Here is a 23,948-nt window from a genome sequence, read left to right as displayed (position 1 = left end):
AGACGTAGAGAGGGGCGGATGCCCCTCTTCAACACGCCAGATCGGCGACCACCGCGTCGAGGATCAGCATGCCGGCCGGGGTGCAGCGCAGGCGGGAGTTGCCGAGGCGTTCGATGAAGCCGTGTTCGATCAGGGTCGCCTCGCGGTCCGGGTCGGGCATGCGGCCGGAAAGCGACTGCCAGCGGGTGAGGTCGATGCCTTCCTTGAGGCGAAGGCCCATCAGCAGCAGTTCGTCGGCCTGCTCCTCGCGGTCCAGCAATTCTCGATCAACCATGCCATGGCCGTGGCGCTCGACATGGTCGAGCCAGGCTTCCGGCTGACGTTCCGTGGCGGTCGCCAGCTTGTCGCGGCCGACGGTCAGGCGGCCATGGGCGCCGGGGCCAATGCCCGCATAGTCGCCATAGCGCCAGTAGGTCAGGTTGTGGCGGCTTTCGGCGCCGGGTGCCGCGTGGTTGGAGACTTCGTAGGCCGGCATGCCGATCGCCGCGGTAATGCTCTGCGTCGCCTCGTAGAGCAGCGCCGATTGGTCGCCGTCCGGCACGATCAGCTTGCCCGCCTTGTGCAGGCCGTAGAAGGGCGTGCCCTCCTCGATCGTCAGCTGGTAGAGCGAGAGATGGTCGACGGCATAGGACACCGACTGCTTCAGCTCCGCCTCCCAGGCCTCCACCGTCTGGTTCGGCCGGGCGTAGATGAGGTCGAAGGACATGCGCGGGAAGATCTCGCGCGCCAGCCGGATCGCGGTCAGCGCATTCTCCACATCGTGCAACCGGCCAAGCAGCTTCAGGTCCCGGTCGTTCAGCGCCTGGACGCCGAGAGACACGCGGTTGACGCCGGCCGAGCGGTAGCCACGGAAGCGCGTCGCCTCGACACTCGAGGGATTGGCCTCCATGGTGATCTCGATGCCGTCAGGCACATGCCAGAGATTGGCGATGCCGTCGAGAATCGCCTCAACGGTCGCCGGGTTCATCAAGGACGGCGTGCCGCCGCCGAGGAAGATGCTGGTGACGCTGCGCGGCCCGGAGAGCTGGCGCATGGCCATCATCTCGGTCAGGAAGGCGGCTACGAAACGTGGCTGGTCCACGCCTTGGTGGCGGACATGGCTGTTGAAGTCGCAATAGGGGCATTTGGCCGCGCAGAACGGCCAGTGCACATAGACGCCGAAGCCCGGATCCATGCTGTCGGTCAGGTGGCGCAGGCGCGCCGGTGCATCATGCCCCAAGGCAGGTCTCCGCAAAGAGCTTGAAGGCGCGGGCGCGGTGCGAGAGCGCCGTCGCATCGCCGGGCTTCCAGCCGTGTTTGTCGTCCGCACTCATTTCGCCGAATGTCGTCTCATGGCCCTCCGGCTTGAAGATCGGGTCGTAGCCGAACCCTTGGGTTCCCCGCGGCGGCCAGACGACCGTGCCTTCCACTTCGCCGCGGAACAGTTCCACATGCCCGTCCGGCCAGGCAAGGCAGAGAACGGAGACGAAGCGGGCGCTGCGGGCATCGGGGGTCGTGGCGCCGGCCTTCTGCAGCGCATCTTCCACCTTCTGCATGGCCATGGCGAAATCGCGCGTGCCATCGGCCGTCTCGGCCCAGTTGGCGGTATAGACGCCGGGGTCGCCGTTCAGCGCGTCGATCACCAGGCCGGAATCGTCCGAAAGTGCAGGAAGGCCCGCAGCCTGGGCCGAAGCCAAGGCTTTGATCGTGGCATTCTCCTCGAAGGTCGTGCCGGTCTCGTCCGGTTCGATGAAGTTCAGGTCGGCGGCCGACTGGGCGGAGAAGCCGAGCGGGCCGATCAGGTCGCGGATTTCGCGGATCTTGCCGGCATTGTGGCTGGCGACGATCAGGGTCTTGGTGTCGAGCGTGCGTGTCATGTCGGCCCCTCAGTCCAGGTTCCAGAGTTTCGGTTCGCCGCATTCCAGGCTGTTGCCGGCCGGATCGCGGAAATAGAAGGAGCGGGCGCCTGTCGGCCAGGTGATCTCCGCCTCGATGGCGATGCCCGCGTCCTGCAGCCCGGTCTTGACGCTGTCCAGCGCTGCGGCGTCAACGCGGAAGCAGAGATGCCCCGGGCCGCGGCTGCCATGGGGCGGAACGGGAAGCCCGGGTCCCGGCGCCTCCGTCTCTTCCGGGTTGAAGATCAGCAGCACACCGGCGCCACATCGGTAGAAGATGTGGCGGTTTTCGACCTTGCCGATCTGTCGAAGGCCGAGGACGCCGCCGTAGAAGGCTTCCGCCGCATCGAGATCCGGCGCATAGAGCGCCGTTTCCAGAATGCCGGCCAGAGCTTGCGTGCGGATTGCGGCCATTCGTGCCTCAGGCGATCGTCTGCTTCTGCAGCGAGACGAGATCGCTGATGCCGCTCTTTGCCAAGCCCATCAGCGAGGCGAACTCGGCCTCTGAGAACGGCTTGCCCTCCGCGGTGCCCTGGATCTCGACGATGCCGCCGGCGCCGGTCATGACGAAGTTCGCGTCGGTCTCGGCGGCGGAGTCCTCCAGATAGTCGAGATCGATCACGGCCTGATCGGCAAAGATGCCGCAGGAAATGGCAGCGACATGATCTTTGAGCACGCGCTCGACCTTGACCATGTTGCGCGCTTCCATCCACTTCAGGCAGTCATGAAGCGCGATCCAGGCGCCGGTGATCGAGGCCGTGCGGGTGCCGCCATCGGCCTGGATCACGTCGCAGTCGAGCGAGATCTGCCGTTCGCCGAGCGCCTGCAGGTCGACGACCGCGCGCAGCGAGCGGCCGATCAGCCGCTGAATCTCCTGGGTGCGGCCGCTCTGCTTGCCGCTGGCGGCCTCGCGCTTCATGCGCTCGCCGGTGGCACGCGGCAGCATGCCGTATTCCGCCGTCACCCAGCCCTTGCCGGAGTTGCGCAGCCATGGCGGCGTCTTTTCCTCAAGGCTCGCGGTGCACAGCACATGCGTATCGCCGAACTTGACGAGGCAGGAGCCCTCGGCATGCTTCGAGACGTTGCGCTCGAAGGAGACCTGGCGCATCTGATCTGTTTTCCGGCCCGAGGGACGCATGGGTTCACTCCTTATCGTTCTTGTGGGTGCCTTCTAGCCTATGTCGAAGGTAAGGGAAATGCGGCCGCTCAAAGATAAGGCAGGGCGGCTTTGGCCTTTTGTCGGAGGCGCAGACGTCCTATATTTCGAGGGCGAAACGGCAAGAAGGGCCAACAGAGACTGATGGCGGTGAACACGACAGCAATGCGCGATCGCCTGGCGCTGCTCGACGAACGATCCGGAGAGATCTTTCGTCGCATCGTGGAAAGCTATCTGGAAAGCGGCGAGCCGCTCGGGTCGCGCAGCCTGTCCCGGCTGCTGCCCATGTCGCTCTCACCGGCCTCCGTGCGCAATGTGATGAGCGACCTGGAGGATCTCGGCCTCATCTATTCCCCCCATGTCAGCGCCGGCCGCCTGCCGACGCAGATCGGGCTTCGCTTCTTCGTCGATGCCTTCATGCAGGTCGGCAATCTTTCCGACGAGGACCGCGCCAATATCGACCGGCAGATCCGCCGGGGCAATCGCGAGCAGCCGGTGGAAGCGCTGCTGACAGAGGCGAGCCAGCTCCTGTCCGGCATGTCGCGCGGCGCCGGCCTGGTCATGACCGCCAAGGCCGATCCGGTGCTCAAGCATGTCGAGTTTCTGAGGGTGGCGCCGACCAAGGCGCTCGCCGTGCTGGTCGGTGCCGGCGACCAGGTGGAAAACCGGATCATCGAGCTGCCGGCGGGCGTCACATCCGCTCAGCTGACCGAGGCCGCCAATTTCCTGAACGCACATCTGGCCGGGCAGACGCTGGGCGAGGTGCGCAGCCAGCTTCAGAAGGTCAAGGAGCAGGTGCGCAGCGAGCTCGATGCGCTCTCGCGCGACCTCGTGGAGCGTGGCCTTGCCATCTGGTCGGGTGAAGAAAGCGAGGACCGCCATCCGACGCAGCTCATCGTGCGGGGTCGCGCCAATCTGCTCGAAGGATTGACCGGGGCGGAGGATATCGATCGGCTGCGCATGCTGTTCGACGATCTCGAGAAGAAGGACAGCCTGATCGAGCTCTTGAACCTCGCGGAAGCCGGTCCCGGCGTGCGCATCTTCATCGGCTCGGAGAACAAGCTGTTCTCGCTCTCCGGTTCCTCGCTCATCGTTGCGCCCTATCGCAATGGCGAGGACCGGGTGGTCGGCGCGGTCGGCGTGATCGGGCCGACGCGGCTGAACTATGCGCGGATCGTTCCGATGGTCGATTACACCGCGCAGTTGATGTCGCGGCTCTCCCGCCAGACCAGCTAGAGCGGAGACGGGTACGGCCGAAATGCCGCCCGCTCTTGATTTTCACGCCCCGAAGTTCGATATCGGCGGCATATTCACCACGCATAGTTCATTCCGGAGACGTCATGACCGACGAGACGAAAAGACACGCAAATCAGGCGAACGACGCGGCCGAAACCGAAGCCGTCCAGATGCCTGAGGCCGGCGCTGACGCAGGCGCCGCCGAAGGCGTGGCTGAGACTTTTGCCGATCCGAACCCGGCCGTTTCCGAGCCGGATCCGCTCGAGCTCGCCCGTGCGGAAGCGGCCGATTTCCGCGACCGCTATCTGCGGCTCGCCGCCGAAATGGACAATCTGCGCCGGCGCACCGAACGGGACGTGAAGGACGCCAAGTCCTATTCCGTCGCCGGCTTCGCGCGCGACATGCTCGCCGTTTCCGACAATCTGCGCCGGGCGCTGGAAGCGGTGTCGAGCGAAGCGCGCGATGGCGCCGATGCCGGACTCAAGACCTTGATCGAAGGGGTCGAACTGACCGAGCGCTCGATGCTGTCTGCGCTTGAGCGCCACGGCGTGAAGAAGATCGAGCCGGAGGGGCAGAAGTTCGACCCGAACTTCCACCAGGCCATGTTCGAGATCCCCAATCCAGACGTGCCGAACAACACGGTGGTCCAGGTTGTCCAGGCGGGCTTCACCATCGGCGAACGCGTGTTGCGCCCCGCCATGGTCGGGGTCGCCAAGGGCGGCCCGAAGGCGGCCGCCGCCGAGAGCGAAACGCCCTCGGCCTGAGGCCTCCAACCGGGCGTGCGCACGCCCCGCACGCCCGATGGCAACCTCCGCGAAGCTGCCATACGGTCGCCCAACCCACGGCCCTCTCCGTCATCCTCGGGCTTGTCCCGAGGATCCGATCCCGCCTCTGTGATTTCTACGGGGCGGCTGGAATCATGGTGTGCGATTGGTGGCTCCAGAGCGCCGGCAGCAGATCCTCGGGACAAGCCCGAGGATGACGGAAGTGGGGAATGGCTGCGCTCGCGCCGGTGGAGGCCAGCTGCCATCAACGGTGCCTTCGCGGCACCGATCGGCCGATGTTCAGAGGGCGAAGCGGGTGGCGTCGGCGCCGTAATAGTTCAGGTATCGGCCGGAAATGTTGGTGATCGGCAGCACGATCAGAACGTCGGTGGTGCGGAAGTCCGCATCGACGACAGCCCCTTCACCCACCATGGCGCCCAGCCGCAGATAGCCCTTGATCAGCGGCGGCAGGGCCATCAGCGCCTGTTTGGGCTGAATGGCTTCGGCCGGCATCAGGTCCATGCTGCGATAGCGGTCGCTTCTGGCCTTCACCGCCCAGGCATTCTCGGCCGGCACGCTGTGGTGCAGGAAGGAGAGCGCCAGCGCATGTTCCTCCGGCACGATGCCGGGGAAGGAGGCGCAGCCGAACATGGCCTCGACCCCGTGTTTCAGCGCATAGGCCCAGTTGCCCTGCCAGAGAAGTTCCACCGTGCGCTTGGTGCGGTAGGCGGGCAGCACGCAGGAGCGGCCAAGCTCCATGAAACGCATGTCGGGGTGGCGGGCGAGAAGCGGCGCGATGTCGAATTCGGAAGCGGAGTAGAAGCCGCCCGCTCTCGCCGCGATGTCCTGGCGCAGAAGCCGATAGGTGCCGACGATCTGCTCTTCCGGGCGGCCGTCAAGGCTGGTGTCGAGCACCAGGAGATGGTCGCAGACCGAATCATAGGCATCGATATCGCGGCGCAGCCGCTCGGCCTCGGGTGGGATCGACGCGCCCATTTCCTCGACGAACACCCGGTAGCGGACATGCTGGGCCGCATCGATTTCGCGCGCATTGCGGGCGAGGCGGGTTTCTAGCGCGCCGATGCGGCCGAGGACCTCGTGGCCGGCCGGGGCCGGCGCCAAGGCGCGGGCGCGCAGTGCATCCTGCGCAAGGGTTTTGTCCAGAACATCCAGGGTCATCGTCGCCCTTCCCGAATCGCGAAACTGCATGTGTCATGGTAGGGCTTCGGCGCGCGGCACACGAGGGAGAAGCGACCGCCCCCGGCCGGGTTCTCCTGCCGCGGGCCGACCAGCCCGCTCCGGAGACTTATAGACCGCTTCTGCAACAACATGGTGACGGGGACCGACCGCAGTGCGGCGTTCGCCGTCGTCAGGCGGCCGGGACGGCCGAAAAGCGGGCCGCCAAGGCCAGGAGCCGGGTCGGATCGGCGGGCTTGACCAGGACCGCATCGGCGCCGGCATCGATCAGATCGCGCTCGGTCTCCGGCCGGGCATCGGAGGTCTGGATCACCACGGGCAGGCGCGGCAGGCCGGCGCAGATCTCGACCATCCGCAGCTGCCGCAGCATGGTCAGCCCATCGCCGCCCGGCATGTTCAGATCGGTCACGACCAGCGACGGGCGCGGCGTGCCGGGATCGGCGGGCGTCAGATGCTGGCGCAGCCGGATGAAGTCTTCCGCCAGCGTCACCGCATGGCCGGCGCGACTCAGAATCGTGCTCAGCATGCGGGCGTTTACCGGATCGTCCTCTCCAAGGAGAATTCCCTGACGCAGCTCGTCCCGGGCGGCCTCCTCCTCCGCCGCTACATCGCGCAGGACAGGACGATTGTCGTTGATGGCGTCGCGCAGTTCGATCCCCTTCATCCGGCCTTTCAGTACTTCCACCAGCGAGCGCTCGCGCAAGGGGCGGATCAGCCAGGCGTTGAAGCCGTCCGTCTGGTGCAGGGGCCGCTGGCCGCGTTCTTCCGGGTTGACGAGATAGGTGCGCCGCAGCCGCAGCGCCTCCACGGCCGGCATGGAGGCCAGCAGCGCGCGCGCCTGAACGGCGAGGCGATGGTCGATGATGATATCGGTCAGGGGCAGCGCGCAGCGTTCGCCGAGCGCATCGGCGAGGGCCTGGCGCATGGCCGCCGGATCATGGGCGAGGCGGCAGGTTCCGCCCAGCGTGGTGATCGTGGCGCAAAGCGCTGTCGCGGCCGGTCCGTCCGGCGCCATCAGCAAGACCGTGCTGCCGGAAAGCAGCGTGGACCGGTCGGGAGAGAGGGAGCTATTGGCGGGCAGCGGCAGGCGGATCGTGAAGGTGCTGCCCTGGCCCGGCTCGCTTGAGACCGTCAGGCTGCCGTTGAAGGCTGCCATGATGCGGCGGGAAATGGCAAGCCCGAGCCCCGTGCCGCCGGACCGGCCTGCAGCGTCGCCGGCCTGTTCGAAGGCCTCGAAGATTCGCTGCTGCGCCTCGCGGGTCAGCCCCGGTCCCGTATCGGAAACGGTGATGACGAGCTCGGCGTTCCGAAGCTCGGCAGAAACCAGGACGCCGCCCGTGTCGGTGAACTTGACCGCGTTGCCGATGACATTGAACAGAACCTGCTTGAGGCGTGGCGCATCGATCTCCAGCACCTCCGGCACATCTGCTGCGACGACGGAGGCAATCTCGATGTTCTTGTCGTGGGCGCGGTGAGCGAGCATCTCCACCACACTTTCGATGGCTGGGCGGAGCGGCTGGCGCGTCGGTTTGAGCGCGAACTTGCCGGCCTCCAGTGACGAGAAATCCAGGAGATCGTCGACCAGCTGCACCAGCGTGTGGCCGGCCTGGCGCATGCCGGCCAGATAGTTCGCCTGTTCGGCGGAAAGCCGCGTCTGGTTGAAGAGGTTGCACATGCCGAGAATGCCGGAGAGCGGCGTGCGGATCTCGTGGCTGACGGTGGCGAGCAGCTGCGACTTGTCGCGGCTTTCGGCCTGCGCCCGCTCGATCGCCCTGGCGAAGAGGTCGACATTGCCGAAGTCGGGCGCGACCGCCCGTCCGATGCCCAGGCGGCAGAGACCGTCGGTGGACGGATCGCGGATGAGGGTCTCGTGGAAGTGAAGCCGCGTGCCGTCCGCTATGCAGAGCTGATCGCCCTGACGCGTCAGATCCAGAGCCTCGAGACTCTTTTGGAGCGGGTCCGTACCGATCAGGGCCAGGAAAGTCTGGTTGGCGGACAGGATCCGGCCTGCGCCATCGGTGAGGATGGCGATGTCTCCGAGCCGGTCATGAAGGTCGAGCACGGCGTCGAGCCGCTCTCGCTGTTCCAGCGCGCCGTCCCGCTCTAGCTCCTGCCGGGCATGGGCACGGGCGACCGCGCTGCGGCGTCCGTCGAGAAACAGGAGGCCGGTGCCGGTCAGCCCGGCCAGCGCAAGGCCCACCGGCAGGGTCCAGCTGCCGGCGGGAATGCCGAGCGCCAGAACGGCGGCGGAGGAGAGAAGGCCGGCCGCGATGAGAGCCGGACGCAGGGTCGATCGCCCGGTCGTGTCCTCGAGCGAACGGGCGGCAGGCGGATGAAGCGTCCGGCGGTCGGGCCCGCGGTTCGCCTCGGCGATCTTCTCATGAAGTTTCGACAGCGCGCTCATGCCGTTCGGCCTAGCATGCCGCCCGTCAAAAACTGCTTCCCCGAATCGATCGCTTTTTAACGATCCGCCGCCGGCTTGCGGCGCATCTGCAGGATCTCGTCCAGAACGATCGCGCCGGCCCCGACGCTGATCAGTGCATCGGCCAGGTTGAAGACGGCGAAGGACCAGGTCTCGGTGTAAAAGAGGACGTAGTCGATCACATAGCCGTAGAGAAAGCGGTCAACGAGATTGCCGAGCGCGCCGGCGATGATCATCGCATAGCCGAGATGGGCGAAGAAACGGTCCTTGGGCGTGCGGCGCCAGAGCCAGAGCACAAAGCCGACGACGACCAGCCGCATGCCGACGATGAACCAGCCCTCCATGCCGGAGAGCATGGAGAAGGCGACGCCATAATTATAGGTGCGATAGAGCGCCAGCATGGGGATGACATGCACCGCCTGCTCCATGGGCAGCGTCGCTTCCACCAGCTGCTTGATCGCCTGATCGGCGACGAGCGCGAGAAGGATGAACAGCGCGATCGGCAGCGGGCGGGAGAAGAGGGTGGGTGCTGCGCTCACGACGCCGGCTCCAGGGAAAGAAGATGGCGACGGGCCTCGAACAGCATGATGCCGGTGGCGATGGCGAGGTTCAGCGAATCGGCGCGTCCGGACTGCGGGATGCGCGCGAGCCGGTCCGCGCCGCGCGCGAGCTCTTCCGGCAGGCCGGCCTGCTCGTTGCCCATCAGAAGCACGGAGGGCCGGGCGCGGTAATCGATGGTGCGGTAGTCCACCGCCCCGGCCAGATGGGTCGCCACAAGCTGCGCGCCGGAGCCGCGGCTCCAGGCCAGGAAATCGCCCGCGTTCGCCTTCATGACCGGCATGGCGAAGACCGAGCCCATGGTTGCCCGCACGGTTTCCAGCGAAAAGGGGTCGGTCGTCTCGCCCACCAGGATGACGCCGGAGGCGCCAGCCGCATCCGCCGTGCGGATGATGGTGCCGAGATTGCCGGGATCGCGGACCCGGTCGAGCGCGACATAGGTCTCGCCCTTGCCGGGCTTCACATCCTTCAGCGCACGGTAGCGCTGGTCGAAAATGCCGACCACCATCTGCGGATTGTCGCGCCGGGTCACGGTTGCGATGACCTTTTCGCTCACCTCAAGCACCAGCCCGCCACGCGCCACTGTCTTGGCGGCTACCTCGTCCACCATGGTCTTGCCCTTGGCGGCCTTGGCATAGACGAGCGTGCGGATGGTCCAGCCGAGATCGAGCGCGTCGATGACCAGCTTCAGCCCTTCGGCCATGAAGGTGCCGCTTTCGTCGCGGGCCTTCTTCTGGGTCAGCGCACGGATGTCCTTGATGATCGGGTTGGTGAGGCTCGTGACCTCCTTGACCTGGCCGACCCGGCCGGTGGGCGTTGTGCGATCCTCGGGCTTCATGCGGGCACCCATCGGCTGAAGAGGGAGGTGGAGAGCGCGCGGCCCGAGCCGACCTCGTCGGGCCCGGTCTCGCGCAGGATCAGTTCGCCGGATTCCACCCGCCCGCCGCATCCGCGCATGGTTTCGCGCATGAGCTCGTGAATGGCGTAGAAGCTGGCGCGGATCGAATAGGCGGTCAGCACCAGGCCTTCGGCCTGCGGCGAGAGGATCTCGCGGCAGGTGTCGAGCATGGCGGGCAGATGGTCGAAGAGCTGCCAGACTTCACCGTTCGGCCCGCGCCCGAATTTGGGCGGATCGGTGAGGATGATGTCGTAGCGGCTGCCGCGCCGGGCCTCGCGCTGGATGAACTTCATCGCATCATCGCAGATCCAGCGGATCGGCAGATGTTCGGCGCGGCCGAGCGCCTGGTTTTCGCGCGCCCAGCCGATCGCCTTTCTGGAGGCGTCCACATGGGTGACCTCGGCACCGGCCGTGGCGGCGATCAGCGAAGCAACCCCGGTATAGCCGAACAGGTTCAGCACCTTCAGCGGCCGGCGCGCCTCTTCGATCCGCGCCTTCATCCAGGCCCAATGGACCATCTGCTCGGGAAAGACCCCGACATGGCGGAAGGCGGTGAAGCGGCCGAGAAACTCGGCGTCGAGAAGCTGCATCGGCCAGGTTTCGCCAAGCAGCATCTTGGGAAACCGCCAGCGGCCCATGCCATCTTCATCCGTATCGCCGGTAAAGATCGCATCTGCCTTGTCCCAGAGTTCAGGCGCGGCCTTGGGCCACAGGGCCTGCGCCTCGGGACGCACGATGAGGTAGGGCCCGTAACGCTCAAGCTTCAGGGCATCGCCGCTGTCGATCAGGGCATAATCGTCGGAGGCGGCCGTTTCGAGGATCAGGGGCACGGTTTGCGCCGGGGCCGCACCCTCTCGGCGCCGGAGCGGCGCAGCCGGCATGCGGTCTTCCGTCATCGCGGCGGGCGCATGTTCGCTGCGCGTGGCCATGGCAGGTTTGCCTGCCGGCCTCGGGGCTGGGCGGGATGTCGCCTGCTGCGGCTTTGCCGGCCCACGCGGCTGTTCGGGGCGCTGGCGCTTCGGCGCGTCCGGCCGGCCTCCCGGGCGTCTGGTCTTGTCCTTCAAGGAGACGTGCCTTCTCGTCATATCGAGCCGTCAGATGCGGCTTGCGTGCAAATAGCATCGCCGCCGCTCTTGGCAAAGTCTTATCCCAACTTACATTCGAGCGCCCGGCCGCCTGCGCCGGAGGCAAGGGGAGTGGTCGTGCATGGAGATGGTCGGGGAAGAGCGCATCGCGCTGCCGCGGGAGGATGTCTGGGCGGCGCTGAACGATCCGGAGGTGCTGAAAGCCTGCATCCCCGGCTGCTCGATGCTCGACTGGACCTCGCCGACCACGCTCGATGCCGTAGTTACGGTGAAGTTCGGCTTCGTTTCCATGTCCTTCTCCGGCGTCATCACGCTGTCGGCGCTCAATCCGCCGGAAAGCTACCGGATCGAAGGAGAAGGGAAGGGGGGCCTCGCCGGCTTTGCCAAGGGCGGCGCCGATGTGCGGCTCGAAGCGATCGGCGAAGCCGAAACGCTGCTCGTTTACGCAATTACCGCCGATGTTTCCGGCAAGATCGCCCAGCTGGGCTCGAAGCTCGTTTCCTCCGGAGCAAACCGGATCGCCGAGCGCTTCTTCGCCCGCTTTACCGCGGCCGCCCTGCGCAAGGCGCAAGGGCAGCCTGTGGAAGGCTGATCAGCGCAGCTTCGCTGCAACGAGGCCGGTCGACCGGTTGGCGGCCGGCGCAAGGCTCGTCTGGCCGGCCGGCACGGTGGACGGCTGGGCTGCTGCTGCCTGGGCCTGGCGCTTTTCGGCCTCCTGATGCCATTTCAGCGCTTCGCTGGCCTCGATCCGCGCGCGGCGCCGATACTTGCCCTGGCTGACCCATGTGGCAGCAGCGCCGATCAAAAGCCCCAGAATCAGGGCGAGGAACAGGAAGACATAGAAGGGCGCGGTCAGCGCCAGCACCGTATCGGCCGTATCGAACGGATTGAAGGCGAGCTTCACCGGCTGGCGGTTGGCGACGCAAAGCACGATGAGAACGATGCCGAGCGGAACGAACACCACGACATTGATCAACTTTCTCAGCATCGAAACTCTCCGCGAAACAGGTGGGTCACCGGGAATGGGTGGTCGAGCGGGGGACATAGGGCAGTGGCGCCGCTGTTAAACAGGGCCCGCGCATCATCATCGGCTTTTCAAGCGGCACGGCGCCGGACGCGGCTCAATCCTCGTCGATATCGATGTCGATGTCGGCATCGGAGCCGGGGTTCAGCCGCTCGCGCAGCTCCTTGCCGGTCTTGAAGAACGGCACCCATTTTTCTTCGACGAAGACGCTGTCGCCCGTGCGCGGATTGCGCCCCGAGCGGGAAGGACGGTTTTTGACCGAAAAGGCGCCGAAGCCACGCAGCTCCACGCGATTGCCCGCCGAAAGCGCGTCGGTAATCTCGTCGAGCACGGCGTTGACGATGTTTTCGACATCGCGGTGGTAAAGATGCGGGTTGCGCGCCGCAACGATCTGAACCAGCTCCGACTTGATCACCCGTCACCCCTTTATGGATTGTCTTTGTCTCGATCGCGTGCCGCAGGCTTGCCCCACCCGATCTCAGTCCTGCAGGCTCATTCCGGTCTTGCAGGCTGAAGGCGCGCGTTGATCCGGGTAGTCGGACTGTTCGGACGCCGCAGCCGCCTCCGGCATCAGCCGCCGGCAGTCTTAGCGGCCTTCAACCTGCCAAACGGAAACAAGACCGTCAAGAAACAACTTGTCTGCGCCAAGGTCCGGCAGGCTGCTGGCAAGCCGCGCCGGATCGAGCCCGAGCGACTGGAGAAGGGCAAGGCTGAGCGAACCGAGACCGAAGGGGAGGCTGTTGCTCGGCGGTTCCCAATCGACGATCGGCAGATCCCTGGCCACCTTGCGGCTTTCGAAGAAGGCACGCAGGGCCGGCTCGCCGCCCAGTTCGTCGATCAGTTTCATGCCCACCGCCTGCCGGCCGGTGAAGATGCGTCCGTCGGCGAGCGCAAGCGCCTCCTGGCGCGGCAACTGGCGCCGCTCGGCCACCAGATCGACGAACCAATTGTAGCTGTCGTCGATCATCGCCTGGATCACCGCCTTCGCCGCGTCGCTCGGCGGATGGAAGGGGTTCGGCTCGGCCTTCAGCGGCGAGGATTTGATCTCCTCCAGCGAAACGCCGATCTTGTCCATCAGCGTCTTGACCTGCGGATACTGGAACAGGACGCCGATCGAGCCGGTGATCGATGTGTCACCCGCCACGATCCTATCGCCCGCGAGCGCGACCATGTAGCCGGCCGAGGCCGCAAGCGTGCGGACATCCGAGACGACGGGCTTCTTTTCCGCCACCTTACGGATCGCATCATAAAGCACCTCTCCGCCGAAGGTGGACCCACCCGGTGAGTTGATGCTGACGATCAGGCCCTTGACCGAGCTCGTCTCGGCAATCCTGCTCAGCCGCTCGACCAGCTCGCGGTCATCGAGGATGACGCCGGAGATGCTGACCCGGGCGATATGGTCGCGCCCGACGCCGGCATCGGCCCGGGAAAAGGCCAGAAAGGCTGCGACGGCCGCGAGCCCGATCAGAAGAATCGTGGCAAGACGCCAGAAGCCGAGCTTGCGTCGCAGGCTCCGCCGATCGGCAAATCCCAGTTGATCCATGACAGCGTCCTCTTGCAGCGCCCGGCCGGCGCGGGACATCGCTCTTAGCGGAGAATCGACGAAAGAGAAATGCCGCCCTGCGCGGCAAGCCTGTCTCGACGGGGTGCTTTTGTGCGGATTTTCTAAAGATTCGGCCCCTCCATTGTCTGCCGCCCAAACAATCTCCATATTCATGGCTGCATTCCATGCGGGCGCGCGGCTGCGTTCGACGGCCTGCTGATGGTGGTTCAGAAGACGGTTTTCATGGCGAACGATGTGCATTTCCCCGGCGCCCTGCCGCATTCAGGGCCGACCGTCACGGACGCCTATGCGCGCGCAGCACGCCACTCGCGGCGCGTTCGTCGGCTGAAGATTGCCCTGCCGCTGGTCGCCGTTCTGATCGCGGCGATCTTCGTCGCCGTTTCCGTCGTGCGCGCCTTTCTTCCCGAAGAGCTGAATATCGAGACCGCCACGATCGAGAACGGCAAGATCGTCATGCAGAACCCCGCCATTTCCGGGCGCAACAAGCAGGACATCAGCTATTCGATGCGCGCCGAGCGCGCGCTGCAGGATATCGCCAATCCCAACATGATCACGCTGGAGAAGATCCGGGCGGAAATGCCGGTCAACGATGAAACGACGGCGACGGTGGATGCGGCAAGCGGCATTTACGATCGGGGCGCAAATACGCTGGACATGAACGCGCCCTTTACGATTTCCCTGAACAATGGCGTAACCGCGGACTTCCGTTCCGCTTATCTCGATATCAATGCGGGCGAGATGAAGAGCCAGGCGCCGATTGCAATCAGCATGCGCGGCGGTTCGATTGTTGCGCAGTCTTTGAAGATGACGGATAAGGGAAAAGTCATTACCTTTGAAGGCATGGTGAAGGTCGTCGTGGATCCGGCCACCATCCGCAAGACTGCAGAGAACTAACGCTTCCCTCGAACCCGGTGCACCTGATGTCGGCCTATCGCTTTTCCCGGAATGCCTTGACGAAAGCCATGCCTTTCGCAGTTGCGCTTGTCGCCGCGGCCGCGCCCGCGCTGGCGCAGCAGACGAACAGCCGCATGAGCGGGCTGAAGCTGTCGAACGACCAGCCGATCCAGATCGAAAGCGACAAGTTGGAGATCAAGGACCCGGAGAGCAAGGCGATCTTTACCGGCAACGTCAAGGTGGTGCAGGGCGCCACCACGCTGCAGGCCGGCAACATGGTCGTCTATTACAAGGCCGGCGGCGGCTCGATTTCCGGCGGCAACGCGCAGATCGACCGGATCGAGGTCGACAGGAAGGTATTCCTCCAGTCCGGCACGCAGCAGGCCACTGCCGATTCCGGCCAGTTCAACATGGCGCAGCAGACGCTGGTCTTGAAAGGCAAGCAGGTGGTTCTCTCGGAAGGCAAGAACGTCTTCACCGGCTGCCAGCTCAATGTCAGCATGGCCACCGGCGAGGCCCAGCTTGAGGCCTGCGGCGGGCGCGTGCAGATCCAGCTCGACCCGAAGTCCCAGAAGACCAACTGATCCACCGGACCATCCAGGACAGCCAGACAGACCGTGGCCCTTCCCTCCCTCCGCAAGCGCAAGGCGCCCGATGCGCCTTCAGGCGCCCCCGATCCTTTGTCGACGACCGAGAAGGCGCGCTATGACGGCACGCTCATCGCGCGGGGCCTGACGAAGGCCTATCGCGACCGGCGCGTCGTCAATGGCGTGTCGCTGGTGGTGCGGCGCGGCGAAGCTGTGGGCCTGCTCGGCCCGAACGGTGCCGGCAAGACGACCTGCTTCTACATGATCACCGGCCTGGTCCCGGTCGATGAGGGTTCGATCGAGATCAACGGCAACGACGTGACGACGATGCCGATGTATCGCCGCGCCCGGCTCGGCGTCGGCTATCTCCCGCAGGAGGCATCGATCTTTCGCGGCCTGACGGTGGAGGAGAACATCCGCGCCGTGCTCGAACTGCACGAGCCGGATCGCGGCCGGCAGGATATCAAGCTGCGCGGCCTGCTCGAAGAATTCTCGATCTCGCATCTTCGCAAGGCTGCGGCCGTCTCTCTCTCCGGCGGCGAGCGCCGACGGCTGGAAATTGCCCGCGCCCTGTCCACCGATCCCACCTTCATGCTGCTCGACGAGCCCTTCGCCGGTGTCGACCCGATCTCGGTCGCCGATATCCAGGCGCTCGTCCGTCACCTGACCTCGCGTGGCATCGGGGTGCTCATCACCGACCACAATGTGCGCGAAACGCTGGGGCTGATCGATCGGGCCTATATCATCCATGCCGGCGAGGTGCTGACGCATGGTCGCGCCGACGACATCGTCAACAATCCTGATGTGCGCCGGCTCTATCTCGGCGATAATTTCAGCCTTTAAGGGCAACCATCGCGGTGTTGCCAAAATGCGCGCGCGCATTTCGCGGCTCTTGACGAGCGTCGATGTTTGCGCGACGTTTGGCTTATGCAGACGTGCTTAAGAAGCCGTTCGCAAGATCGGGTCACGGGTCGCCGCGTCCATGCGCTGTGCGTGCGTCGTGACGAATGTGGCGCGTTCCATGAGGCACCGCCAACCGGTCTGTTTGCTCATGGCATGACGCGGCAGAGACAGCGCCGGTTGAAATCCTCATCTCACGCTTGACCAAATCTCTTTTCTAAGCAATTTTTGGGCCAGTTCCGCAATCGGCTGATTTCTCCAGAAAAAGCGTGCGCCGGGCGGACAGTTCAGGGAGTTCCGCGTTCCTATGGCATTGTCGGCCAGCCTGTTCCTGCGCCAGAACCAAACCCTGGCAATGACCCCGCAGCTGATGCAGTCCATCCAGCTGCTGCAAATGACCCATGTCGAACTGACACAGTTCATCGAGCAGGAGGTGGAGAAGAATCCGCTGCTCGAATTTCTGTCGGATAGCGACGCGCCGGTCGATGCGTCCCGCCTCGAGCGCGAGGAGGGGCAGGCGCCCGCTGGTTTCGACGGCGCCGACCTTTATGAAGGGACAACCACCGGCAGCGCGGAGCGGATGAGCGAGGTTCTCGACGAAAGCTTTGCCAATGTCTTTCCGGATGATACGGCGCCGCAGCGCGCCGATGCGCCGGAACTGCTCAGCCAGTGGAAGTCGATGCCGGGCGGCGGCGATGCCGATATTGGCGATGGGTTCGATCTGGAGGATTTCGTCGCCAGCCGGCAGACCCTGCGCGAGACCTTGACCGAACAGGTTCCCTTCAGCTTTTCCAGCGCGCGCGACCGGCTGATCGCCCAGCACCTCATCGACCAGCTGGACGAGGCCGGCTATCTCCATGCCGATCTGGCGGACATTGCGGCCCGTCTGGGCTGCGGGCTTGCCGATGTCGAGGCCGTGCTGTCCACGGTGCAGCGTTTCGATCCGCCGGGCGTTTTTGCCCGTTCCTTGAGCGAGTGCCTTGCCATTCAGCTGCGCTTGCGCAACCGGCTCGATCCGGCCATGGCGGCGTTGGTCGATCATCTCGATCTGCTGGCGCGCCGGGACTTTCAAAGCCTGAAGAAGCTGTGCGGCGTCGATGAGGAGGACCTCATCGACATGCTGGCCGAAATCCGCACGCTCGACCCCAAGCCCGGTACCTGTTTCGAAAGCGCGCCTTGCGAGGCGATCGTGCCGGATATTATCGTGCGCGCCGCGCCGGACGGCACATGGGCGGTGGAGCTCAACCCGGAAACCCTGCCGCGTGTCCTGGTCAACCAGGTCTACTACGCCACCGTTTCGCGCCACGCGCCGAAGAACAGCCATGACCAGGCCTTCCTCTCCGAATGCCTGCAGAACGCCAATTGGCTGACCCGCAGCCTTGACCAGCGGGCAAAGACCATCATGAAGGTGGCAACCGAGATCGTGCGCCAGCAGGATGCCTTCTTCCTGCACGGGGTCGACCATCTGCGGCCGCTCAACCTCAAGACCATCGCCGACGCGATCAAGATGCATGAGTCGACGGTGAGCCGGGTCACCTCGAACAAGTACATTCTGACGCCGCGCGGCGTGTTCGAACTCAAATATTTCTTCACGGTCTCGATCAATTCGGCCGAAGGCGGCGATGCGCATTCCGCCGAGGCGGTGCGTCACCGCATTCGCAGCATGATCGTGCTCGAGAGCCCGGAGGCGGTGCTCTCCGACGACGATATCGTCGATGTGCTGAAGTCGAGCGGCATCGAGCTTGCGCGCCGCACGGTCGCGAAATATCGCGAGGCGATGAACATTCCCTCCTCGGTGCAGCGGCGGCGGGAAAAGCGGGCCATGGCCAAGGCCTTGGCCTGACACGCCATGATTTTGCCGTCTTGCCCGGTCTGCCGCCTGCTGGTTGACTTGCCGGGCGCCCTGTCGTAATGGCCCGCCCCAGATTGATGCGGCGGGAAAGGCGGGCTTTGCCAAACCTGCCCAGATCACGCCACATTCACCGCCCGCCTCGCTGAATCACTTGGAGGTCGCAAGCGGTTGGAATAGACTGACGCTCGCAAATCATGAAAGAGAGGAAACTCCATGAGTGTGCGTGTGTCCGGAAAACATATGGAAATCGGTGAAAGCTTTCGCCTTCGCATCGAGGACCAGATCTCCCAGGCCGTGACGAAATATTTCGACGGAGGTTATTCGAGCCAGGTCACAGTGGAAAAATCCGGGGCGCGGTTCAGCGCGGACTGCAAGGTTCATCTGGACTCGGGCGCAACCCTGCAGGCCAATGGTCAGGCCAACGACCCGCAGGCTGCCTTCGACGCTGCGTCCGAACGCATCGCCAAGCGCATCCGGCGCTACAAGCGGAAGCTCAAGGATCACCACACGGGCAATGGCCACGGCAGCTTCGAGCTGGCCTACACCGTCATGGACTCCATTCCCGACGAGGACGAGGAACTGCCGGAAGATTTCGCCCCCACCATCGTGGCGGAAACATCCAAGCAGATCCGCACCATGTCGGTGGCCAATGCGGTGATGGCGCTCGACATGACCGACGACCCGGTTCTCATGTTCAAGAGCCCGGGCAAGGACGATCTCAACATCGTCTACCGCCGCACGGACGGCAATATTGGCTGGATCGACGCAGCCAACATGAAAGGCTGATCAGGCGCGCAGCAAAAAGGCCGAAAAGGCAGGCTGCGCAGAACCCGATCGGGACGGGCGAGCGGACAAGCCGCCCGGCCGGATCGGTCGAAGAGGATCGCGCGCCGGCGGCAGGGCCGCCGGCGCCAACCTCACAAACGAGGGACTACGACATGGCATTGGCAGGTCTCCTGCAACAGGATGCGATCCTTCCCGCTCTCCGGGTCCAGACCAAGAAGCAGCTGCTTCAGGAGCTCTCGGCCAAGGCGGCAAAGATCACGGGCCTGCCCGAGCGTGAAATTTTCGACGTCATCCTGCAGCGCGAACGCCTGGGCTCGACCGGCGTCGGCAATGGGATCGCCATTCCCCATGGCAAGCTGCCGGGTATCGAGCAGATCGTCGGCATCTTCGCGCGTCTGGAATCCCCGGTCGATTTCGAAGCGCTGGACGACCAGCCGGTCGATCTCGCCTTCCTGCTGCTGGCGCCGGAAGGGGCCGGTGCGGATCATCTCAAGGCGCTGTCGCGCATTGCCCGCGTGCTGCGGGATTCCGAAATGGTCGCCCGCCTGCGCGGCACCGATTCCGCCACCGCCATCTATGCCTTCCTGAGCGACGACCAGACCTCCAACGCCGCCTGATCAAACTCGTCCCGCTGCCATATCGACAGCGGCCCGCTTCTCTCCGATACTGCCTTCAAACCAGAACGGTGGGGGCAGGGCATGGCAGGCAGGCTGGCGGGCAAGGTGGCGTTGATCAGCGGAGGCGCGGGCGGATGCGGGCTGGCTGCCTCCGACCTCTTCGCGAAAGAAGGCGCGCGGGTCGGCATCGTCGACCTGCCGACGAGCCAAGGTGCCGCCCTTGCCGAGCGCATTCGCGCCGCCGGCGGCGAGGCGATCTTCGCGCCTGCCGATGTCTCGGTCTCCGCTGAGGTCACGGCTGCGGTCCAGGCGGTGGAAGCGGCCTTCGGGCCGATCACCGTTCTCTTCAATCATGCCGGCATTCTGGCCGTAGGGCCCTTCCTCGAGGTCGAGGAAGCGGAGTGGGACCGGCTGATGGCCGTCAACGTCCGCTCCATGTTCCTGATGACCAAGGCGGTTCTTCCGGGCATGATTGCGGCCGGCGGCGGCAGCATCGTGTCCACCTCCTCCATCTCCGCCGTGGCGGCAACGCCGATGGAGGTGCTCTATGACACGACCAAGGGCGCCTGCCACATGTTCGCACGCGCCATCGCCGTCGAGTTCCGCGATCGCGGCATCCGCTCCAATGCCGTCTGCCCGGGCTTCATCGCCACCGACCACGGCAAACGCGAGCTGGTGGGGCTCGCCAAATATGGCGTCGATGTTTCCGATGCGGCGATCGCTGCCCAGCAGGGCCGCATGTGCGAGCCGATCGAGGTTGCGCAGGCGGCCTTGTTCCTCGCCAGCGATGAGGCGAGCTTCATCAACGGCACCCATCTTTTCGTCGATAACGGCTTCACCGCCGTCTGAGCGGCGCGGCCTGTGTGAGCCTGAGGGAGAGCACCATGGACAGCGGGATCGGCAAGGCATCGGACATCATGGCAGGCATGTCCGCCGGTGGGCATTGGCGCAATTGGGTGGGCAATCAGTCCTGTATCGTGCGTCGGCGCGGCGCGCCCACCAGCGAGGCGCATCTGGCGGAGATGGTGGCGCAGGCGGCGGGGGAGGGACTCGGCGTTCGCTGCGCCGGCTCCGGCCACTCCTTCACCCCCGTCGCGCTGACGAGCGGTCTGCACCTGACGCTCTCCGACATGCAGGGCGTCACTGCCATCGACCGCGAACGCAAGCGCGTCTCCGTCTCGGCCGGCACGACGATCAACACGCTCGGCAAGATCCTGAAGGAGAACGGCCTCTCGCTGATCAACCAGGGCGACATCGACAGCCAGGCACTCGCCGGTGCGCTCACCACCGGAACCCATGGCACGGGCGCGACGCTCGGCAACATGGCCTCGCAGATCGTCGGCATGCGGCTCGTCCAGCCGGATGGCAGTATTCTCGTGGTCGATGAGCGAGACACGGACCTCCTCAACGCCGCGCGGGTCTCCGTCGGCATGCTGGGTGTCATCTCCGAGATCACGCTGCAGGTCATGGAGAGCTACAATCTCCATAAGAAGCTCTGGCGCTGCACCTTCGAGGAGTGCATGGAGCAGCATGATGCGCTGGCCGCCAGCCACCGCCATTTCGGCTTCTTCTGGTGCCCGGTGCCGGAAAGCCGGCACTGCTATTGCCTGCCGGACACGGCCTCCGTCTCGACCACCGAGCAACTGCACGATGTCTGCGAGATGAAGGTGATCGACATCACCGATCAGCCGCCCATGGAACGCGGTTTCGAGAAGATCGCCTATTCTTCTGAGATATACCCGATCGAGTACGTGCCGAACTTCCACGAGCTCGAATATGCCGTGCCGGTGCGCTACGGCAAGGAGGCCTGCCGGCAGGTGCGCGCGCTGATGCTGAGCAAGCACCCGACCTGCATCTACCCGATCGAATACCGTTTCACCGCCGGCGACCCCGGCTGGATCAGCCCCTTTTTCGAGCAGGATTCGATCACGCTTTCGGTGTCAGGCGAGCCGGGCACCGATTATTGGGACTATCTGAGAGACGTGGACGATATTTTGCGCCAGTTCGGCTCGCGCCCGCACTGGGGCAAGCTGCATTTCCTGACCGGCGAGGACGTGACGGCGCTCTATCCGCGCGCGGGAGATTTCAAGGCGCTGCGCGAAAGACTGGATCCCGGCGGCATCTTCCTCAACGACCATCTGCGCCAGCTTTTCGCCTGAGACGGGCTGCGGAACGACCGGGAGACCCGGCCGATCCGCACTCAAGCCTTAGCGGCCGGCATTGTGGGCGGCGAGCGCTGCCATGTTGACGATGTCGGAATCGCGAGCGCCCATCGGCACGATCTGCACCGCCTTGTCGAGACCGACGAGCAGCGGGCCGATCACGGTGGAGCCGCCCAGTTCCTGCAGCATCTTGGTCGAGATCGAGGCCGAGTGGAAGGCCGGCATGACCAGCACGTTGGCAGGGCCGGACAGGCGGCAGAAAGGATATTGCTCCATCAGCTGCGGGTTCAGCGCCACATCCGCGCCCATCTCGCCGTCGAATTCGAAATCAACGCGGCGGCGCTCCAGAATGTCCACCGCCTCGCGCACCCGCTCCGAACGCTCGCCCGAGGGATGGCCGAAGGTGGAATAGGCAAGCATGGCGACGCGCGGCACATAGCCGAGCCGGCGGGCGAGGCCTGCGGCTTCCTCGGCGATATCGGCCAGCTCCTCCGCCGTCGGCATGTCGTGGACGGCGGTGTCGGCGACCAGCACGTTGCGCCCGCGGCAAAGTGCCAGCGATACGCCGATCACCCGATGGCCGGGCTTGGGGTCGATGCAGCGGCGCACATCCTCGAGCGCGGTCGAGTAATTGCGGGTGATGCCCGTCACCATGCCGTCGGCATCGCCGAGCGCCACCATGCAGGCGGCAAAATGGTTGCGGTCGTGGTTGATCAGCCGCTGCGCATCGCGGAACAGGAAGCCTTTGCGCTGAAGACGGGCATAGAGATAATCAACATAGGCGCCGGTGCGCTGCGAGATGCGGGCATTGACGAGCTGGATGCCCGGGCGGTTGAGGTCGATGCCCTCGCGCTCCGCCGTCTCGCGCATCCGGTCTTCCCGGCCGAGCAGCAGGGCGGTGCCGAGCTGTTGCGTGGCATAGGCGACCGCCGAGCGCATCATCTGCACCTCTTCGCCTTCGGCAAAGACGATCGTCTTCGGATTGCGGCGCACCCGCTCGAAGATGCGGGTCAGCGTCGAGGCGATCGGATCGCGCCTTGCGGAGAGCTGGCGGGCATAGCCGGCGAGATCGGCGATCGGCTTGCGGGCGACGCCGCTGTCGATCGCCGCCTTCGCGACTGCCACGGGAATGGAGGAGATCAGCCGCGGATCGAAGGGGACGGGGATGATGTATTGCGGCCCGAAACGCGGGCGGTTGCCCTGATAGGCGGCCGCCACGTCATCCGGCACGTCCTCCTTGGCAAGATCGGCCAGCGCGCGCGCCGCGGCGATCTTCATGTCTTCGTTGATGGTCGTCGCCCGCACATCCAGCGCGCCGCGGAACATATAGGGGAAGCAGAGAACGTTGTTGACCTGGTTCGGATAGTCGGACCGCCCGGTCGCCATGATCGCATCGTCGCGGATCGCCGCCACCTCTTCCGGCGTGATCTCCGGATCCGGATTGGCCATGGCGAAGATGATCGGCCGTGGCGCCATGGAGCGGATCATGCTTTCGGAAAATGCGCCCTTCTGCGACAGGCCGAAGACGATGTCGGCACCCTCCATCGCTTCTTCCAGCGTGCGTGCCGTCGTGCGGGCGGCGTGGGCGGACTTCCACTGGTTCATGCCCTCGGTGCGGCCCTGGTAGATCACGCCCTTGGTGTCGCACATGATGATGTTGTCGGGATTGAAGCCGAGCGACTTGATCAGCTCGACGCAGGCGATTGCCGCCGCACCCGCGCCATTGCAGACGAGCCGTGCCGTCTTGAGATCCCGCCCCGTCAGCTCCAGCGCATTGATCAGGCCCGCTGTGGCGATGATGGCCGTGCCGTGCTGGTCGTCGTGGAAGACCGGAATGTCCATGATTTCGCGCAGCTTCTGCTCGACGATGAAGCATTCCGGCGCCTTGATGTCTTCGAGGTTGATGCCGCCGAAGGAGGGGCCGAGATAGCGCACGCAGTTGATGAAGGTCTCCGCATCCTCGGTGTCGACTTCAAGGTCGATCGAATCGACATCGGCGAAGCGCTTGAAGAGCACCGACTTGCCCTCCATGACCGGCTTGGAGGCGAGCGCGCCGAGATTGCCGAGGCCGAGGATGGCCGTGCCGTTGGAGATCACGGCGACCATGTTGCCGCGCGTCGTGTAATCATAGGCCGTCGCGGGATCGGCGGCGATCGCCTTGACCGGAACGGCCACGCCCGGCGAATAGGCGAGCGACAGGTCGCGCTGGGTTGCCATCGGCTTGGTGGGCGTGATTTCCAGCTTTCCCGGCCGGCCCTCGGCGTGAAATTGCAGCGCCTCCTGATCCGTCACCGCCGTGCCGCTGCGCCGTGCCTTGCGTTCGTCCGCCATGCCGCTTCCTCCCAAGCTTCTGTGGGTGGCCCCCTCGCCTC

Annotated in this window: 24 protein-coding genes; 11 read left to right on the top strand and 13 right to left on the bottom strand. The window is 65.1% G+C overall.

From position 1 onward, the window contains the following. Positions 1–28 precede the first annotated feature (28 nt). Genes hemW through rph form a run of 4 tightly spaced genes read right to left on the bottom strand, consistent with a single transcriptional unit; the run spans position 29 to position 3,012 of the window. A complete protein-coding gene (hemW, locus tag U8330_RS16815) occupies positions 29–1,174 on the bottom strand; it encodes a radical SAM family heme chaperone HemW (protein WP_323107331.1) in 1,146 nt (381 codons plus the stop codon). A 34-nt stretch (positions 1,175–1,208) separates the two neighbouring features. Continuing rightward, a complete protein-coding gene (gene rdgB, locus U8330_RS16810; RefSeq protein ID WP_323106391.1) occupies positions 1,209–1,856 on the bottom strand; it encodes an RdgB/HAM1 family non-canonical purine NTP pyrophosphatase in 648 nt (215 codons plus the stop codon). Positions 1,857–1,865: 9 nt separating this feature from the next. Then, the gene (locus tag U8330_RS16805) at positions 1,866–2,288 is read right to left on the bottom strand and encodes a VOC family protein (RefSeq protein ID WP_323106390.1); all 423 of its coding nucleotides are present in this window, start codon (positions 2,286–2,288) and stop codon (positions 1,866–1,868) included. A gap of 7 nt (positions 2,289–2,295) precedes the next feature. Next, on the bottom strand, positions 2,296–3,012 hold the full coding sequence (gene rph / locus U8330_RS16800) for a ribonuclease PH (RefSeq protein ID WP_323106389.1): 717 nt from the start codon (positions 3,010–3,012) through the stop codon (positions 2,296–2,298). Positions 3,013–3,195: 183 nt separating this feature from the next. Between rph and hrcA the strand changes: the two genes are divergently transcribed. Both hrcA and grpE read left to right on the top strand, forming a co-directional pair. Continuing rightward, complete coding sequence (gene hrcA, locus U8330_RS16795; protein WP_416236933.1) at positions 3,196–4,266, top strand: heat-inducible transcriptional repressor HrcA; 1,071 nt, start codon at positions 3,196–3,198, stop codon at positions 4,264–4,266. A gap of 104 nt (positions 4,267–4,370) precedes the next feature. After that, positions 4,371–5,030, top strand: coding sequence for a nucleotide exchange factor GrpE (grpE, locus tag U8330_RS16790; protein ID WP_323106387.1), 660 nt, complete (start codon positions 4,371–4,373; stop codon positions 5,028–5,030). A 300-nt stretch (positions 5,031–5,330) separates the two neighbouring features. Here grpE and U8330_RS16785 read toward each other — a convergent pair whose 3' ends face one another. The 5 genes from U8330_RS16785 to U8330_RS16765 form a co-directional block, all read right to left on the bottom strand. Then, positions 5,331–6,209 carry a GNAT family N-acetyltransferase gene (locus U8330_RS16785; protein WP_323106386.1) on the bottom strand — a complete coding sequence of 293 codons (879 nt, stop codon included), beginning with the start codon at positions 6,207–6,209 and terminating at the stop codon, positions 5,331–5,333. A gap of 190 nt (positions 6,210–6,399) precedes the next feature. Continuing rightward, positions 6,400–8,631 (bottom strand): hybrid sensor histidine kinase/response regulator, encoded by a 2,232-nt coding sequence (locus tag U8330_RS16780; RefSeq protein WP_323106385.1) that lies wholly within the window; start codon positions 8,629–8,631, stop codon positions 6,400–6,402. A 56-nt stretch (positions 8,632–8,687) separates the two neighbouring features. Then, a complete protein-coding gene (lspA, locus tag U8330_RS16775) occupies positions 8,688–9,188 on the bottom strand; it encodes a signal peptidase II (protein ID WP_323106384.1) in 501 nt (166 codons plus the stop codon). Next, positions 9,185–10,045, bottom strand: a complete 861-nt coding sequence (locus U8330_RS16770; RefSeq protein WP_323106383.1) for an RNA methyltransferase — start codon at positions 10,043–10,045, stop codon at positions 9,185–9,187. Before U8330_RS16770 ends, lspA begins: the two co-directional genes overlap by 4 nt. Then, positions 10,042–11,001 carry a class I SAM-dependent rRNA methyltransferase gene (locus tag U8330_RS16765; RefSeq protein WP_323107330.1) on the bottom strand — a complete coding sequence of 320 codons (960 nt, stop codon included), beginning with the start codon at positions 10,999–11,001 and terminating at the stop codon, positions 10,042–10,044. Before U8330_RS16765 ends, U8330_RS16770 begins: the two co-directional genes overlap by 4 nt. Before the next feature lie 310 nt (positions 11,002–11,311). Here U8330_RS16765 and U8330_RS16760 point away from each other — a divergent pair, with 310 nt between their 5' ends. Continuing rightward, the gene (locus tag U8330_RS16760) at positions 11,312–11,782 is read left to right on the top strand and encodes a carbon monoxide dehydrogenase subunit G (RefSeq protein WP_323106382.1); all 471 of its coding nucleotides are present in this window, start codon (positions 11,312–11,314) and stop codon (positions 11,780–11,782) included. Here U8330_RS16760 and U8330_RS16755 read toward each other — a convergent pair whose 3' ends face one another. From U8330_RS16755 to sppA, 3 genes are all read right to left on the bottom strand, one after another. Next, positions 11,783–12,178 carry a DUF1049 domain-containing protein gene (locus tag U8330_RS16755; RefSeq protein WP_323106381.1) on the bottom strand — a complete coding sequence of 132 codons (396 nt, stop codon included), beginning with the start codon at positions 12,176–12,178 and terminating at the stop codon, positions 11,783–11,785. It lies immediately after the preceding gene. Positions 12,179–12,311: 133 nt separating this feature from the next. After that, positions 12,312–12,629, bottom strand: a complete 318-nt coding sequence (locus U8330_RS16750) for an integration host factor subunit beta (RefSeq protein ID WP_323106380.1) — start codon at positions 12,627–12,629, stop codon at positions 12,312–12,314. 171 nt (positions 12,630–12,800) lie between these two features. Beyond that, positions 12,801–13,757 carry a signal peptide peptidase SppA gene (gene sppA, locus U8330_RS16745; RefSeq protein WP_323106379.1) on the bottom strand — a complete coding sequence of 319 codons (957 nt, stop codon included), beginning with the start codon at positions 13,755–13,757 and terminating at the stop codon, positions 12,801–12,803. A gap of 243 nt (positions 13,758–14,000) precedes the next feature. On the opposite strand from sppA, the gene lptC reads away from it, so the two are divergent. The 8 genes from lptC (at position 14,001) to U8330_RS16705 (ending at position 21,573) form a co-directional block, all read left to right on the top strand. Then, a complete protein-coding gene (gene lptC / locus U8330_RS16740) occupies positions 14,001–14,672 on the top strand; it encodes an LPS export ABC transporter periplasmic protein LptC (protein WP_323106378.1) in 672 nt (223 codons plus the stop codon). A 68-nt stretch (positions 14,673–14,740) separates the two neighbouring features. Then, positions 14,741–15,256: an LptA/OstA family protein gene (locus U8330_RS16735; RefSeq protein ID WP_323106377.1), complete on the top strand. Its 516-nt coding sequence runs from the start codon at positions 14,741–14,743 to the stop codon at positions 15,254–15,256. Between the two features lie 96 nt (positions 15,257–15,352). Next, positions 15,353–16,102 (top strand): LPS export ABC transporter ATP-binding protein, encoded by a 750-nt coding sequence (gene lptB / locus U8330_RS16730; RefSeq protein ID WP_416236932.1) that lies wholly within the window; start codon positions 15,353–15,355, stop codon positions 16,100–16,102. Positions 16,103–16,466: 364 nt separating this feature from the next. Beyond that, complete coding sequence (gene rpoN / locus U8330_RS16725; protein WP_323106376.1) at positions 16,467–18,002, top strand: RNA polymerase factor sigma-54; 1,536 nt, start codon at positions 16,467–16,469, stop codon at positions 18,000–18,002. A 222-nt stretch (positions 18,003–18,224) separates the two neighbouring features. Beyond that, positions 18,225–18,797: a ribosome hibernation-promoting factor, HPF/YfiA family gene (hpf, locus tag U8330_RS16720; protein ID WP_323106375.1), complete on the top strand. Its 573-nt coding sequence runs from the start codon at positions 18,225–18,227 to the stop codon at positions 18,795–18,797. A 152-nt stretch (positions 18,798–18,949) separates the two neighbouring features. Continuing rightward, on the top strand, positions 18,950–19,414 hold the full coding sequence (gene ptsN, locus U8330_RS16715) for a PTS IIA-like nitrogen regulatory protein PtsN (RefSeq protein WP_323106374.1): 465 nt from the start codon (positions 18,950–18,952) through the stop codon (positions 19,412–19,414). Positions 19,415–19,495: 81 nt separating this feature from the next. Then, positions 19,496–20,263, top strand: a complete 768-nt coding sequence (locus tag U8330_RS16710; RefSeq protein ID WP_323106373.1) for an SDR family NAD(P)-dependent oxidoreductase — start codon at positions 19,496–19,498, stop codon at positions 20,261–20,263. A gap of 77 nt (positions 20,264–20,340) precedes the next feature. Beyond that, positions 20,341–21,573, top strand: coding sequence for a D-arabinono-1,4-lactone oxidase (locus U8330_RS16705; RefSeq protein WP_416236931.1), 1,233 nt, complete (start codon positions 20,341–20,343; stop codon positions 21,571–21,573). Between the two features lie 48 nt (positions 21,574–21,621). Here the strand turns inward: U8330_RS16705 and U8330_RS16700 are convergent, their stop codons facing one another. Further along, a complete protein-coding gene (locus U8330_RS16700) occupies positions 21,622–23,907 on the bottom strand; it encodes an NADP-dependent malic enzyme (RefSeq protein ID WP_323106371.1) in 2,286 nt (761 codons plus the stop codon). Between the last annotated feature and the right edge of the window lie 41 nt (positions 23,908–23,948).

It is taken from the genome of Rhizobium sp. CC-YZS058, assembly GCF_034720595.1.
Lineage (GTDB): Bacteria > Pseudomonadota > Alphaproteobacteria > Rhizobiales > Rhizobiaceae > Ferranicluibacter.
The sequence above is the reverse complement of the archived record's forward strand: the minus strand, read 5'-3'. Positions and strand labels throughout refer to the sequence as shown.